This window comes from Anaerolinea thermolimosa (assembly GCF_001050195.2).
Classification (GTDB): Bacteria; Chloroflexota; Anaerolineae; order Anaerolineales; family Anaerolineaceae; genus Anaerolinea; species Anaerolinea thermolimosa.
In genome coordinates this window covers 674,427-689,112 of sequence record NZ_DF967965.1, presented here as the reverse complement: position 1 = coordinate 689,112, position 14,686 = coordinate 674,427, and the positions used below count along the sequence as shown (strand labels likewise).

General features: G+C 54.8%; 17 protein-coding genes. 1 reads left to right on the top strand and 16 read right to left on the bottom strand.

Annotated features, from left to right (window positions below; all coding sequences use genetic code 11):
* Positions 1 to 5 precede the first annotated feature (5 nt).
* The 9 genes from ATHL_RS03215 to yabN all read right to left on the bottom strand — a co-directional run bounded on the left by ATHL_RS03215 (position 6) and on the right by yabN (position 9,787).
* Positions 6 to 1,526 carry a complex I subunit 4 family protein gene (locus ATHL_RS03215; RefSeq protein ID WP_062189707.1) on the bottom strand — a complete coding sequence of 507 codons (1,521 nt, stop codon included), beginning with the start codon at positions 1,524 to 1,526 and terminating at the stop codon, positions 6 to 8.
* Positions 1,523 to 3,712: an NADH-quinone oxidoreductase subunit L gene (nuoL, locus tag ATHL_RS03210; RefSeq protein WP_062189705.1), complete on the bottom strand. Its 2,190-nt coding sequence runs from the start codon at positions 3,710 to 3,712 to the stop codon at positions 1,523 to 1,525. Before nuoL ends, ATHL_RS03215 begins: the two co-directional genes overlap by 4 nt.
* 11 nt (positions 3,713 to 3,723) lie before the next feature.
* On the bottom strand, positions 3,724 to 4,032 hold the full coding sequence (gene nuoK, locus ATHL_RS03205) for an NADH-quinone oxidoreductase subunit NuoK (RefSeq protein WP_062189703.1): 309 nt from the start codon (positions 4,030 to 4,032) through the stop codon (positions 3,724 to 3,726).
* Between the two features lie 39 nt (positions 4,033 to 4,071).
* Positions 4,072 to 4,587: an NADH-quinone oxidoreductase subunit J family protein gene (locus ATHL_RS03200; protein WP_062189701.1), complete on the bottom strand. Its 516-nt coding sequence runs from the start codon at positions 4,585 to 4,587 to the stop codon at positions 4,072 to 4,074.
* Positions 4,588 to 4,591: 4 nt separating this feature from the next.
* Entirely contained in the window at positions 4,592 to 5,815 is a 1,224-nt protein-coding gene (gene nuoH, locus ATHL_RS03195) for an NADH-quinone oxidoreductase subunit NuoH (protein WP_062189699.1), read from the bottom strand.
* A gap of 10 nt (positions 5,816 to 5,825) precedes the next feature.
* Positions 5,826 to 6,137: an NADH-quinone oxidoreductase subunit A gene (locus ATHL_RS03190; protein ID WP_420807569.1), complete on the bottom strand. Its 312-nt coding sequence runs from the start codon at positions 6,135 to 6,137 to the stop codon at positions 5,826 to 5,828.
* Between the two features lie 150 nt (positions 6,138 to 6,287).
* Entirely contained in the window at positions 6,288 to 6,878 is a 591-nt protein-coding gene (locus tag ATHL_RS03185) for a hypothetical protein (protein WP_062189695.1), read from the bottom strand.
* A gap of 71 nt (positions 6,879 to 6,949) precedes the next feature.
* A complete protein-coding gene (locus tag ATHL_RS03180; protein WP_062189694.1) occupies positions 6,950 to 8,155 on the bottom strand; it encodes an SHOCT-like domain-containing protein in 1,206 nt (401 codons plus the stop codon).
* Between the two features lie 141 nt (positions 8,156 to 8,296).
* Entirely contained in the window at positions 8,297 to 9,787 is a 1,491-nt protein-coding gene (yabN, locus tag ATHL_RS03175) for a bifunctional methyltransferase/pyrophosphohydrolase YabN (RefSeq protein ID WP_162787558.1), read from the bottom strand.
* 99 nt (positions 9,788 to 9,886) lie between these two features.
* Between yabN and ATHL_RS03170 the strand changes: the two genes are divergently transcribed.
* Positions 9,887 to 10,342: a DUF302 domain-containing protein gene (locus tag ATHL_RS03170; RefSeq protein WP_201797926.1), complete on the top strand. Its 456-nt coding sequence runs from the start codon at positions 9,887 to 9,889 to the stop codon at positions 10,340 to 10,342.
* A 189-nt stretch (positions 10,343 to 10,531) separates the two neighbouring features.
* Here the strand turns inward: ATHL_RS03170 and rpsI are convergent, their stop codons facing one another.
* From rpsI to rpsK, 7 genes are read right to left on the bottom strand one after another with little or no spacing between them, the layout of a single operon-like run.
* Positions 10,532 to 10,927, bottom strand: coding sequence for a 30S ribosomal protein S9 (rpsI, locus tag ATHL_RS03165; RefSeq protein ID WP_062189690.1), 396 nt, complete (start codon positions 10,925 to 10,927; stop codon positions 10,532 to 10,534).
* 15 nt (positions 10,928 to 10,942) lie between these two features.
* Positions 10,943 to 11,368, bottom strand: a complete 426-nt coding sequence (rplM, locus tag ATHL_RS03160) for a 50S ribosomal protein L13 (RefSeq protein WP_062189783.1) — start codon at positions 11,366 to 11,368, stop codon at positions 10,943 to 10,945.
* 32 nt (positions 11,369 to 11,400) lie between these two features.
* Positions 11,401 to 12,159, bottom strand: a complete 759-nt coding sequence (gene truA, locus ATHL_RS03155) for a tRNA pseudouridine(38-40) synthase TruA (protein ID WP_062189785.1) — start codon at positions 12,157 to 12,159, stop codon at positions 11,401 to 11,403.
* Positions 12,160 to 12,193: 34 nt separating this feature from the next.
* Positions 12,194 to 12,571, bottom strand: coding sequence for a 50S ribosomal protein L17 (gene rplQ, locus ATHL_RS03150; RefSeq protein ID WP_062189688.1), 378 nt, complete (start codon positions 12,569 to 12,571; stop codon positions 12,194 to 12,196).
* A gap of 6 nt (positions 12,572 to 12,577) precedes the next feature.
* Positions 12,578 to 13,543 carry a DNA-directed RNA polymerase subunit alpha gene (locus ATHL_RS03145; RefSeq protein ID WP_062189686.1) on the bottom strand — a complete coding sequence of 322 codons (966 nt, stop codon included), beginning with the start codon at positions 13,541 to 13,543 and terminating at the stop codon, positions 12,578 to 12,580.
* Between the two features lie 46 nt (positions 13,544 to 13,589).
* Positions 13,590 to 14,228 (bottom strand): 30S ribosomal protein S4, encoded by a 639-nt coding sequence (gene rpsD / locus ATHL_RS03140; RefSeq protein WP_062189684.1) that lies wholly within the window; start codon positions 14,226 to 14,228, stop codon positions 13,590 to 13,592.
* Positions 14,229 to 14,242: 14 nt separating this feature from the next.
* Entirely contained in the window at positions 14,243 to 14,647 is a 405-nt protein-coding gene (rpsK, locus tag ATHL_RS03135; protein ID WP_062189682.1) for a 30S ribosomal protein S11, read from the bottom strand.
* Positions 14,648 to 14,686: the final 39 nt, after the last annotated feature.

The following is a 14,686-nucleotide window of genomic DNA, read 5'->3' as shown; positions in this document are numbered from 1 at the left end:
GCTCCTTAGAACCACAAGCCTACTGCCCGGTTAATGACATCCACGATCCAGGCCGGCCAGAAGCCGATGACAAGCATCAACACCATCAGGGGGGCAATGACGACCAGTTCGCGACCATTTATCTCACTGATATGCCCCTTCCAGTTCTGGTTGAGTGGTCCGTGCAAAACCTTCCATAACGCTTTGAGCGTATACGCGCCGGTGAAGAATAACCCGATCATCGAAAGCGCGGTGGCCAAAGTGAATACCGGCCAGGCCCCACGCACCACCATAAACTCAGACACAAACCCATTCAGCCCGGGCAACCCCAGAGAGGCCATGGATACAAAAATGAGGATCGAGCCGTATACTGGCAGAAGAGCATATAAACCGCCAAAGGCATTGAGGTCGCGGGTGTGGGCCCGGTCATAGATGACCCCTACCAGGAAAAACATCCCTGCCGAGTAGAGACCGTGGTTGAACATCTGCAGCACGGCCCCGTTTAAGGCAATGGTGCCATCCAGCGAGGCCCCCGCCAGAGCCGCCGTAGCAATGCCCAGCACCACAAACCCCATGTGATTAATCGAAGAATACGCCACCAACCGCTTGAAATCGTCCTGTCCGAAAGCCCCCAGCCCGCCCAGGATGATCGCAAGGCAGGCCAGTGCCGCCAGCCATCCGGCATAAAGCTGAGATTCAACCGGGAACAATGGCAGAACAAGCCGAATGAAACCAAATGCGCCCAACTTCAGGAGAACCCCCGCCAGGATCATGGATCCAGCGGTAGGGGCTTCTGTATGGGCATCGGGCAGCCAGGTGTGAAAAGGCCACACCGGAACCTTGACCGCAAAGGCAATCACAAAAGCCCAGAAAGCGATAGTTTTAACCGTTGCCAGGGGCAACCCAAACAGGTTGTTTTCGGGCGTGGTCAAACCCGGCCAGATCTGCAACAGACGCGGCAAATCGTACGTGCCGGTGACCACACCGATCATCTGGGTGGCGAGTAACAACCCCAGTGAACCGCCCATGGTGAAAAGAATAAACTTTAACGAGGCGTAATGGCGTTTTTCTCCCCCCCACTGGTGGATCAGGAAATACATCGGCACCAGGCCAACTTCCCAGAACACAAAGAACAGCAGGAGATCCAGCGACATGAACACGCCCAGCATGCCAGTTTCCAGCAAGAGGAACAGAATCATGTACGCCTTCACGCCCTGTTGTACATTGAACGAAGCCAGGATGGCCAGGGGGGTCAACAACGTGGTGAGGATCACCATGGTCAGGGCAATGCCATCTACCCCCAGATGATAATCTGAGTGGATGGCCGGATACCAGGCGGCTCTTTCAACAAACTGGAACAACTCTCCCCCCGGGTTGAAACGCTGCCATAAAAGCAAAGAGAGGCCCAGAGGAATCAGGCTGGTTACCAGAGCCGTCCAGCGCAAAGCCCGCACCGCAGTGGATGGCAGGAACAAAAGTACCAGTGCCGCAACCGTTGGAAGAAACAGGATTAAGGTCAGGAGATGAGCAGTGAGGAATTCCATCATGGTAGCCTCCCTGACTGAATAAAGAGGACTGTAATTAAGGCTCCGGCCAACACTACCATGGTGAGTGTAAGCACCATATAGTACTGCACACGCCCATTCTGCAACAAACGTAACACTTCACTGCTACGCCGTACGCCCCGGCTCAAGCCATCACCTCCACCGTTGACAACCGGCTTATCGAAGTAATTCCGTACCACCATTCCCAGCCATACCGCACCCTTCCCGATTCCATCCACAATGCCATCCAGGATCAGCCGATCAAGGATGCGGTAGGTAAAGACTTCTGCCAGCCACACCGCGGGTTTAACCAGCACTGCCTGATACAACTCATCAATACCGTACTTGTAATAGAACACCCGATAGAGAAAGCCAAGCGGCTTTTCCAGGGGATCCGGGTGGCCTTTCTGAACCCCGCGATAGACCCTCCACCCAAGGTAAAGCCCACCCAGAGAGACCACCAGTGAAGTAATCAACGGCAAATAACTCTCGGCAGTGTGAAGAGCCTCTCCCCGAAGCGTACTTCCCACAAACTCGTCAAACCAGTTCGGAATGATCCCCCCCAACAGAGGGAACTTTTGAGGAATACCAGCCCAGCCAGCCGTCACCGCGAAGAAAGCCAGAACGATGAGCGGGACAATCATCACCGGGCGGCTTTCATGGGCATGTTCCGCAGCCTTGCTCCGTGGCTCACCCAGGAAGGTCAGAGTAATTTGCCGCATTGTATAAAAAGCGGTCAACAAAGCGGCCAGCGCCAGGGTGATGAACACCGCCAGGTTACCCCCGCCAAAGGCCCCGGAGAGAATCTCATCTTTCGACCAGAATCCGGCTGTCACCAGCGGAAAGCCCGAAAGAGCAAACCCCCCGATCAGGAACGTCCAGAAAGTAAACGGCATTTTCTTTCGTAAACCACCCATGTGGAACATGTTCTGCGGGTCAATCTCTTCGCGCGAATGCAACACCCCATGTTCCATGCCGTGAATCACCGACCCGGAACCCAGAAAGAGCAACGCCTTAAAGAAGGCATGCGTCACCAGGTGGAATGTTGCCGCGACATACGCCCCCACCCCGAGTGCCGCGATCATGTACCCCAGTTGAGAAATGGTGGAATATGCCAGCACCCGTTTAATATCGGGTTGCACCAGCGCGATGGTTGCCGAAAACAAAGCCGTAAACGCTCCGATGAAGGCCATGACCTGCATCGCCTGGGTGAGCGTACCCCCATCCCAGCCCGCCGACACCAGGGGGAAAATGCGAATGGAGAGATAAACACCCGCCGAAACCATTGTTGCGGCATGGATCATGGCTGAAACCGGCGTAGGGCCTTCCATCGCATCGGGCAACCAGATATGCAACGGGAATTGAGCCGATTTTCCGATAGTGCCGATGAAGAGTAAAATCCCAAGGAGACCTGCCAGCGAAAGCCCAAGCACTCCCGAATCCGTCGTGGCCAGGCGCTCCAGCACCGCCGGGTCACCCAGCGCGGCCCGGTAATTCAAGGTTCCGGTGGCAGAATACAACCCTACAATCCCGAGGAGCATGAACACATCTCCAACCCGGGTAGTGAGGAATGCCTTCACCGCCGCGTCGCGAGCAGATTTCTTGCCATACCAGAAGCCGATCAGCATATAGGAGCAGAACCCCATGATTTCCCAGCCGATATACAGCGATAACAGATTGTCGCTGATCACCAGGAAGAACATGGCAAATGCAAACAGGCTGATCAGGGCGAAAAACCGGGAATACATGGGCTCCACCGACGGGACTCGCCGGCTGCCTCCTTTTTTCTCGCGCAGTGTGGCCCCATGCGGCGGCAAACCAGGCTGATCATGGTCACCCACCGGCTGCCCAAAATTGTGGTAGCCGACACTGTAAATAAAAATCATCAGCACCGTCCAGGCCACAAAAAACAGAGTCACCGCACTCACCGGGTCGATCAGAGCCCCAATTTTTAACCAGGTATTCCCCGTGGGAAGCCAATTCAGGGCTACCTGCATGGGATTCTCTGCCAGTCCTTCGGTAGTTATCGCCCGTACAAACAGAATCATACTGGCCAGGAAGGATACCCCCGCGCCCACCAGTGCTGTCCAGTGGCTCAGCCCACGGCGAGGATGGGTAAAGAGGACAATCAGACCAAAGGCAACCAGAGGTGCCAGGGGAATAAGCCAGACCAGGGTCTCAAACGTCATATCACCTCCGGCTATCCTTTGAGCATATCCATTTCATCCGCCACAACCGTGTTGCGTCGGCGATACGCAGAAATGATTAATCCCAGTCCTACCACTACTTCCGCAGCTGCCGCCACCAGAACGATGGCCACAAATACCTGCCCATCCACTTTGGGTGCCCAGAGGTATCGCCAGAATGCAAGCAGATTCACATTGACCGCGTTGAGCATCAATTCAACCCCCATCAGAATGGCAATAGCATTCCTGCGTGACAAGACTCCAAACAACCCCACACAAAATAAAAGCGCCGAAAAAATCAGATACCAGCCCAGCGGGATCATTCACCCCTCCTCATTTCTCCAGGGTCGGCTGGAGAAGCTTCATTTTCTTGAAGGATCTCTGGCGATGATCATCGCCCCAATCATCGCCGCTACCAGCAGGATCGATGCCACCTCGAAGGGCACCACAAACTCATCCGGAGATACCAGCGCCTGCCCAAAGCGCACCAGCAAATCCCCCTGCTCCAGACCAGGCCTGGATTCCACGCTGAACCCGGGCCACTGAAGAAACAGGAAAAGAATCCCCCCAAACACGCCCAGCGATACGACCAGCGCCGCGGGCCAGTAGCGGGTATTTTGCGGGCCGGTATCCTCCATTACCCGGCGGGTAAGCATTACAGAAAATATGATCAAAATCGCAATGGCGCCAATGTAAACCATCACCTGTACGGCGGCAAAGAAACTGGCTTCAAGAGTTGCGAAAAGAGCCGCTATGCCGCCCAGCGCCAGGACCAGCCAGAGAGCCGCATGCATGATCTTTCGCGAACTCACCACCAGTACCGCCGACGCGAGGGTAACCGCAGCGATGGCTAGAAAGGCAATCTGTAATCCGGTCATTCTTTTACCCTCCGGTGGACTGGGCAGGTTGCTGCTCTTCGGGATGAGGAACTGCCAGAGGGCGCGGTTTCCCGACGATCTCACGCTTCCGTTGCACCTTTTTCCCCGTCCCTTCAATAAAAAGAATAAGCACGATTCCATTAGACACCAGCAATGCGAGAGTCTGTGCTAACGGCATCTCTTCAAGTGGCTTGGCCACCAGTGCAGACACAACCAGAGACACAAGCGCTAACGGGGTAAGCAGCTTCCAGTTCAAATCCATCATCTGATCAATTCTGAAGCGGGGCAGAGAACCCCGGAAGAGAATCACAACGAAATACACCACAAAGGTTTTCACCACCAGATACACAAACCCGAGGAGAGGCACCTGTTCAGCCAGCGGTCCACGCCACCCCCCCAGGAACAGGGTAGCAAAGAGAAGGGATACCGTAAACGCATGGAGAAATTCGGCCACATAGAACATCCCGAACTTAAGCCCGGAATACTCAATGTTAAACCCCGCAACGATCTCCGATTCAGCTTCGGTCAGGTCGAATGGAGACCGCCCGGTTTCAGCCATAGAAGTGATGAAAAAAATCAACGCCGCTACGGGCGCTGATAACAGGTAAGGGATGCGTTGGGCCATGACGATGTCGTTCACACCCAGCGAACCAGCCAGGATCACCGGAATGAGCAAGGAAACCACCATGGGTACTTCATAAGAAACCAGTTGAGCTACAGCGCGAAACCCGCCAAGGAGCGCATATTTATTATTCGAACTCCATCCCGCGAGGATAATCCCCAGCACACCCAGGCCACCGCTGGCGATGATATACACTATTCCCACATTGAGATTAACCCCCATCACGGTCATGGTGAAGGGAATAACTGCCCAGATCAGCAGCACCGAAGCCACCGCGAGGATAGGTGCCAGATTGTAGGGAACACGATCTACCCCTTCAGGAGTGATATATTCCTTGGTGAAGATCTTCAACATATCCGCAATGGGTTGGAAAATTCCCCACGGGCCCACACGATTCGGGCCAAAGCGATCCTGGATGCGCCCGATCAGCTTTCGTTCATACCAGATCAGGAAGACCACCCAGAGCATGGCTAGAAGGGCAATGGTGCCTGCTCCGAGTACCGTCAACACCAGTTCTACCCCGCTGGGAGGCATCCCCCAGCCCAGCAACACACCACGCAGCCATTCAGCAATGAACTGAACCGGATCTTGATACCAGGGTGTCACCGAATCCTCCTCACAGCCATTCCAGGGCTCTCTTGCGCCAGGCATACAAAAGGCCGCCCAGCAAGATCAAAATGAAAATTACCCCCTCAACCACGGCGAAGAGCGGTAGCTGGTGATAAGCTACCGCCCACGGGAAGAGCAACACCACTTCCACATCGAATACCAGGAAAACGAGGGTGTAGATGTAATACTGCGCCTTGAATTGAATCCAGGCGGGGCCTACGGTCTCGATTCCGCATTCGTAGGTGGAACTTTTAATGGGATTGGGTTTTTTTGGGGCCAGAATACCGGCGATGAAGATGGCGGCGGCTGGCAGGAACATTGCGATCAGAAAAAACACCCCCACATACAACCATTCACTCAGCATAATGACTCCTTGAGGGCAGGATGTGATCTCGATTGCGCAGAGTGTGCCAGATCATGCTTGGTAATATCAGTAAAAAGGTAAATTTTGAAAGCAGTCTGATCGTTGTTATTGTAACATACTTTGGTGCGAGCCTTTACGGCGAACAGCCCAGATCCACCCGATGAGGCAAATTCCCAGTCCAATCCCTGCCCCACCCCGCCACCAGCTTGCCGGTAAACCCAGCCACGAACGTACCGGCAGTTGAATCCTGCGGATGAGGAGAACGTATCCCTCGCCCTGTTTACCCGTTTGATCTACCGGAATCATTTCCAGGCGAAGACGTGCCTGCCAGGTGCTACGATCTTTCACTTCCTCTGTCCAGCGTAGAGAAACCGGTTGCCCCGCAACTAACGGTTCGCGAAATTCTTCCCTGGCTTCCGGTGTGCTTAAGTTTTCCAGCCGGGCCGAAACAATCCATCCTTCGAACGAATCCCCTTCCCCTCCGCGCTCAATCATAAAACGGATGTCTGCATCATCCCCCAGCCAGACGTACGCTGGCAGCATAAGCACCCCCACCCGGTTTAAAGTTACCCTTCCGTCATCGATCCGAAGCGGGAATTCGGCTCGTTGTTGTTGCGGCGGGAAACCCATTACCCCCAGAATGATTCCACAAAGAAATGCCAGAACCACTGGCAACCTGGCCCATCCTCTCAACATATCTTGATTATACAAAACACCTCCTCTGCCAGCTCAGACAGAGGAGGTGTCGCCCTGCACCAATTTGAAGCTCAATCGATCTGACCTTCCAGCGCTGCCAGTAACTCTTCAGCTTCTTCTACGGTTATTTTATGTTCCTGTAACATTTTCAACACCAGCATGCGCTCTTCATTGGAGACCCCTGAGGTTCCCTGGCCAGGTCTGACATCGGTCGTCGGAGCTACCTGGCTGGCATCAACCGGGGCATGGGGCGAAGGAGGCTGAGCAGGTTCGGGAGGACGTTTCTCTCCCTCCCAGCCCTCAACCCGGGCACCCCACATCCCGGCCGGGTGTTCGCGGTGCCAGCCACGCCGTTCCATGCGCTCCATAGCGGCCCGCACCCGCTCTTCCGCCCGCCGGGCAGCCTCTTCTGCCCGGCGCTGAATGCGCTCCGCGAAACCCTCCCACGAGCCGTCTTCCCCACCTGAAGGTTTTGCCGTTTTCCACTCCTGTTCCATCCGATCCAGAAGATCATCCAGCTCCAGAGAGGGCATGGGCTCATCCACCACACGAATATCTCCACCGGCTTTCAGGCGCACCAGGCGTTCACCCTTTCCCAGCGTGAGGATAGCGTTTTCCTGTTCCATCGAGCGGTGTTGATTTTGCACATCCACCACAATATCTCTTCCGCCGCTGGTGAGATCAAGCCGCCCTGAAAAATCTGTCGGCAGATACAACACAATATCTCCCCCCGATTTCACCACCACTTCTTCGGTAGACGCACCCTTCAGACCAAGGTCAATATCCCCACCGCCGCGCAACCGCACTCCTCCCGAAACACACACCACACAATCACCGCCCACCATTTCCACCGAGAGGTTCCCGCTCACTTCGCCCTTCAAATCGCCGCCAACCCGGCGAACCGCAACCGCTTCTCCCACCTCTGCCAGGAACAAATCTCCACCCACATGGGCAATATCTGCCTTTTCAACCTGTCTCAAGGCCAGATCGCCACCCACATGGCTCACTTCAGCGGGGCCTGCCAGGCCAGCGATGATCCCATCTCCACCAATGCGCTCTACCCTCACACCTGCGTTCCAGGGTACCGTCACCCTGCAATCCGTATCCGTGATAAGGGTGCATACATTCCCCTCCTGCTGAACATGAACGTGGCGCGCGTCAACCCCTTCTACAACCAGGTCTGAGCTTTCTCCTCCCAGCAGATAAAGATCTCCTGCCACACGAAGAACAAGTTTCGAACCTTCCTGAACCGGAAAATGCATCTCCGCTGATGTCATTGGATTTACTCCTTTCATATTCTTAATCTATCATAGCATAAACTAAATAATTGTCAATAGATATTTTAATATTTTTTATTAACCTGGAAATTAAATTAAAACAACCCGGCTTTTCACCGGGTTGTTTCGCAATGCAGTTCGTCAAAAATCAACACCGCCCGTTGAATACAGACGCTTGGCCTCCTGCCAGTATGCCTCCATTTCTTCCATCGAAAGATCACCCAGCGAGCGATTTTGCTCGCGCGCCCGCTGTTCAATGTGACGAAAACGCCGATAAAACCTCTGATTAGCCTTGCGTAAAACTGTCTCTGCATCCAGATGATACCAGCGAACCAGGTTCACGATGGCAAAAAGCAAGTCGCCGAGTTCCTTTTCTTTCTCCTCCGGAGTCGCAGCCTCAGATACCTCAGCCCATTCTTCCAGAACTTTTTCCTTCACCCCTTCCAGGTGCGGCCAGTCGAACCCCACATGAGCCGCCCGGCTTTGAAATTCCTGCGCCCGGGTAAGCGCCGGTAAAGCGCGCGAAATCCCATCCAGAATCCCTTTCTGGGTCTGGTCTCCATTTTCATGGCGTTCTTCTTCTTTCAACTTCTCCCAGTTTCTCAGCACCCCAGCGGCATCGTCTACCTGAACATCGCCAAACACATGCGGGTGGCGCCGTACAATCTTCGAATGAATCCCGTGGATGACTTCAGGCATGCTGAACAGCCCTTCTTCCGAACCAATTTGCGCCAGCATGGTCACCAGCAATAAAACATCGCCCAACTCTTCGCGCACACCGGCGAAGTCCTGTCCATCCAGCGCCTCCAGCACCTCATAAGTCTCTTCCAGGAGCATTGGGCCAAGGCTTTCCATGGTTTGTTCTTTATCCCAGGGGCATCCATCAGGCGCCCGAAGGTGAGCCACCACCTCTTGAAATCCCTCCAGCGAGAGATTCTGACCCAGGGGCGGAACGTAGAGAGCCGTCAAAAGGCCGATATGCTCACTGCGATCAATTTCATAAAGCGCCAGCTCCTCCACCTGTTCGGCAGGAGTGCCCGCTCCGTGAACCAGGCGCACCCGATGTTCATCCGGATAGATAGCGTTGAGGGTAAGCTTCACCTCTGAAGCTACCTGCCGCGAATAAATCTGGGCAACCAGCACAGGCTGGTCTGGCGGAAAGTGAGGCACGTGGCGCCCCCCTAACTCCAGAGCATCCGTCAGGATCATGGTCGAGAACGGATCCATCCCAAGAGCAGTGCAGACGGGTTCTATAAAACTGATCCCCTCAATCACCCGCACAGGAATACCCATGGCTCTGGCACGACGTGCAATTTCAGGTGCGGTAGCCTCGGCGATAAAAGGATGCCCGGGCACAGCATAGGTCACCCCCTCCGGCCTTTGCCCCAGTTCGAGCACCTTTTGAATAATCGACTCATAAACTTCCTCAAAGGACTCCCCACGCTCATACAGCTCATCAAAGGAATGCACAGTCAATCCTTCCGGCATTCCCATAACTACTGGATGGTGTCGTGTTCGCAGGTAAACCTCATTCGTCTGTTCCAGGTGCTTCCATGCCTGAAGCGTTAACAATGCTGGGTCGCCTGGCCCCAGCCCCATCAAGACAATTCCGGCAGGTCTGTCATTACTCACATTCCACCTCAATCATAAACCCGGTGTGTACACACCGGCAGGAGAGTGCGGTACAATTGAGAGTGATTTTACCAGAAAGAAAGGTCAGGGTTGATTCCTGTGGATCCATTTGAAATTACCCTTTCGATGCCATTCAAGCAGGCCCTGGAAGTGGTTGAAGCGGCATTGAACGCCGAGGGGTTCGGGGTGGTTACCCGCATTGATGTTCAAAAAACCATGCGTCAGAAGTTGAACATCGACTTTCGTCCCTATGTCATTCTGGGGGCATGTAACCCTCCCATTGCTCATCGTGTACTCGAACACGACCCCCGCATGGGGTTAATGCTCCCTTGCAATGTTTCGGTAGAAGCCATGGGCGAGGATCACATCCTCGTCCGTATTGCCGATCCCGATCAAATGCTTGGCTGTGGGAGCAGTGAAGACCCCGTATTAGGTGAACTCGCTTCCGAAGCCCGCAACCGCCTCACCCGGGTGGCCGATCGCCTGCGCCGTGGAGCCAGCCAGAACGACCCGGAAGCTAAACCCTGGCAGCGCCTGAATCACCTCACCGATTGATCAGCCAGCAGTTTCTTTTGATCAAAGAGCCTCAACAAGCTGGTAGTTCCTCCCCTTATTGCTAACTTTTACCCATTAACGCAAAAGAGCTGCCCCTGCATCTTGCAGGCAGCTCTTCTAGAATCCATTCCCGCATAGTGATCCTTTCCCCTTGAAAGCATGGGAAAAGACCACCCGGAAATGAAACTTTTAGCGTTTGGTGTATGTGGGTGCCTTGCGAGCGCGTTTCAGACCAGGTTTCTTGCGTTCCTTCACGCGGGCGTCTCGCGTCAGGAAACCACCCTTCCGCATCACCGGAATCAGCTCATTGTTCATTTTTACCAGCGCCCGCGCCATCCCAAGTTTGACCGCGTCAGTCTGGCCCGTCACACCACCACCCCTGACGATGACGGTGATATCGAACTGAGAGCGATCATGGCCTGAAGCCTCAAGCGGTGCAAGGATGGCCTCAATATCTCCCAGGCGGGTAAAATACTGCTCGGCGGCTTTTTCATTGACGATAAACCTGCCGCTTCCTCGCATCAGGCGAACGCGGGCCGTCGCTTCTTTCCGTCTTCCAACACCCTCGAAATACTGGACAGACATCTTTCTTTTGCTCCTTTACGCTGCCGGGACAGGTTTCTGCGCTTCGTGCGGGTGTTCACTCCCGGCGTAAATCTTGAGTTTCTTGATCAATCGGCGACCGAGCTTGTTGTGAGGGAGCATCCCCCACACAGCGGCGCGAATCACCCGGTCGGGGTGTTTTTGCATCTGATCGCGCAGGCTCACGGTCTTCAGGCCACCAGGATAATTGGAATGGCGGTAATAGAATTTCGTGAGCATCCGTTCATTCGTCAGGCGCAAATTACTGGCATTGACCACCACCACGTAGTCGCCCATTTCCACGCCAGGCGTGAAGGTCGGCTTGTGTTTTCCCAGGAGATACCGGCTGATCTGCGTCGCCAGGCGCCCCAGCCCCTGATTGCTCGCGTCTACCAGTATCCACCCGGATTCTTGTTTTCCTTTAAGGACGTATGTTTTGTCCATTCCCATTTTCTCACCTTATCCAGGGTCTCGAATTACGATCCTGCTTCTTGCTTTTCTTCGGCATAATGCACTCCCAGAAGAACCAGTCCCTGCGGCGGTGCCAGGCCGGGCGGTAAAGGTTGAGCATCCTGTACACCAGCTCTGAAATCCTCCAGGCTCAACCGGTTCTGCCCGACCAGCACCATTGTGAACACCAGTCTGCGTACCATGTGGTACAGAAACGCATTGGCCGTCACCTCAAAAACCAGCTCATCACCGATCTGTGTCCATTTCGCCAGCGAAACCGTCCGCAGCGTGGTTCCGCCACTTACTGGAGAGGTTCCAAATGCCGAAAAATCATGGCTTCCCCGGACGAGCTCCGCGGCCTTTTCCATCGCAGGCACATTCACCGGTGGCCAAACCCGCCATGCATACCTTTCCCGTAAAGGGTCGCGATGTTGCGAAATATACATGCGATACCGGTAACTCCGCTCCACCGCGTCGAATCGAGGATGAAAACCGTCAGAGACGGACTCCACCGCCACCACTGCCAGGTCATCAGGTAACTGGTCGTTCAGGGCCCGATGAAGCGCCTCGCATCCGTGTATCCAGTCCAGGTCAACCGTTGCCACCTGACCGCTGGCGTGAACCCCGGTGTCGGTTCGCCCCGCCGAAAGGATGGAAGTGCCCTTCCAGCCAAGCTTTCGCAGGGCTTTTTCCAGCTCTCCCTGCACAGTTCGGCCTGTTTTCTGTCGCTGGAATCCTCGAAAATGCGTGCCGTCGTAAGCAAGAATCAGTTTGTAACGTGCCATGTCACTCCGGTTCATCACCGGCGACTCATCCCAACTATCCTTCAACCAGCTCCAGCAGAACCATCTCGGCGGCATCGCCCAGACGAGGCGCCAGCTTCAGCATACGGGTATATCCACCGTTGCGGTTCTCATAGCGCGGGGCGATGTCATCGAAAAGTTTCCGCACCATTTCAGGATTGCCCAATCGCGCGGCAGCCAGGCGGCGGGCATTGACCTTGTCAATGTCACTGCCTTTGGCGCTGTTGCGCGCCAGGGTAATTAATTTTTCGGCATCCCCGCGGATCGCCAGCGCCTTGGCACGGGTTGTTTTGATTCGTTCGTGCATGAATAACTGGTTGATCATGGTGCGGCGCAGTGCATTCCGCTGCCCTGCACTTCGTCCCAGTTTATAACCTGCTACACCGTGTCGCATAGTTCATCACTCCACTGTCTTGTCATCGCGCAGGAAGCCTTTCTCCTGCATTTTCTGGCGTAATTCGTCCAGACTCTTTTCGCCAAAATTCCGAATGGACATGACCGCCTCATCGCCTTTTTCCAGCAGTTCGAGAACATCTCCCACGGTGGTGATCCCTGTCCGCTTGAGCGAGTTGAAGACCCGCACCGAAAGGTCAAGGTTCTCAATCGGCGTTTCTGCCGCTTCGCTGGTCAGCCGGCTACCGACCACTTCCTTCTCCACCCCAAGCATCAACGATTCCTCGCTGACACCGGCGATGTAGCGCAGGTGATCGATCATCACTTTCGAGGCAGTGCTCAAAGCTCGCTCTGGTGTGATCGTGCCATCCGTCCAGATCTCCAAAATCAACCGGTCGTAGTTGGTGCTTTGCCCAACCCGCGCTGCAGCCACACTCCAGTTCACCCTTTGAATGGGACTGAAGATGGCGTCCACCGGCAGCTCGCCAATCGGAAGCCTGCCGCTTCGTTCTGATGCCGGGGAGTAGCCCCGCCCGCGGCTGACCATCAGGTCAATCTCCAGGCGAGTGTTCGGGTCATCCACCGTGAACAGATACAGATCCGGGTTGACAATTTCCACCTCGGCGGGCGTTTGAATATCTGCGGCGGTCACCACCCCTTCACCGCGCACATCCAGATGCAGGTGAGAGGTTTCCACATCATGCAGGATCAGGCGCAGTTGTTTAATCTGCAACATCACCTGAATCACATCCTCGCGTACACCCGGAATATCGCTGAATTCATGCAGCACATCCGAAATACGGATGGATGTCACCGCCGCACCATCCAGGGAGGATAGCAGCACACGCCGCAGAGAATTACCCAACGTTACGCCATAGCCACTTTCCAGAGGCCCGATTACAAACTTGGCGTAGTTCCGAGCTTCGGCGTCGCGCTCGACTTTCGGCGTTACCATATTACTTAGAGCAGCCACAATTCACCCCTTCCCGGCCCCTTACAGGCCCGGATATGTTGGTGTCTTAGCGCGAGTAGTACTCGACGATTAATTGCTCATTCAAGTTACCGTCAATTTCTGCCCGCTCCGGGACGCGCAACACCCGCCCGGAAAGGTTCTTGACATCCCGATCAAGCCATAACGGGCAGATGCGTTTATCCGCCACATCGACGAGTTCTTTCCAGTAGGTTTTGCGGCGCGCATTCTCAGAAACGGTCACCACATCTCCTGGCCGAAGCAGCATCGAGGGAATATCCGCCCGGTGATTGTTCACCAGAATATGCCCATGATTGACCAGCTGACGAGCCTGAGAACGGTTGGCAGCATATCCCAGACGGTAAACTACATTATCTAACCGCATTTCCAGAGTTTGAAGCAAGTTCAAACCGGTAAGGCCCTTTTTCTGCAGAGCAACACCAAAATAGCGCCGGAACTGACGCTCGAAAATGCCATACACCCGCCGGGCGCGTTGTTTTGCCCGCAGCTGGCGAGCATAGTCCGATTCGCGTTCCGCGCGGCCCTGCCGGGTGCGGCCATGCTGACCGGGGGCAAAACCCCGCTTTTCAAAAGAGCACTTCGGGCTGTAGCAACGCTCGCCCTTGAGGAACAATTTTTCACCTTCACGCCGGCACAATTTACAGACCGGACCAATATATCTACCCATACGATCCCTCTCCCTTACACGCGGCGTTTCTTGGGCGGCCGGCAACCATTATGGGGAACCGGCGTCACATCTGCAATAGAACGCACTCGAACACCGAGTGACTGAACGGCGCGAATCGCCGACTCACGTCCCGGGCCAGGCCCTTTGACAATCAAATCGGCTTCCTGCAACCCCATCGACATGGCCGTTTTCACAGCCTGCTCCGTGGCCAGGCGGGCGGCAAAAGGCGTGCTCTTGCGCGAACCCTTGAAGCCAGCCGAACCGGAGCTACCCCAGCAGACGGCATTTCCCTGCTGGTCGGTGACGGTCACAATGGTATTGTTGAAGGACGCAAAAATATGGATCTGCCCGGAAGTCAGTGTTCGCTTGACTCTCTTGGCAGAAGATGCGCGTCGCGTTGAACGTACGTTTTGTGCCATAATTCCTTTCCTGTTTACGTTACATCCAGGTTTCTACAT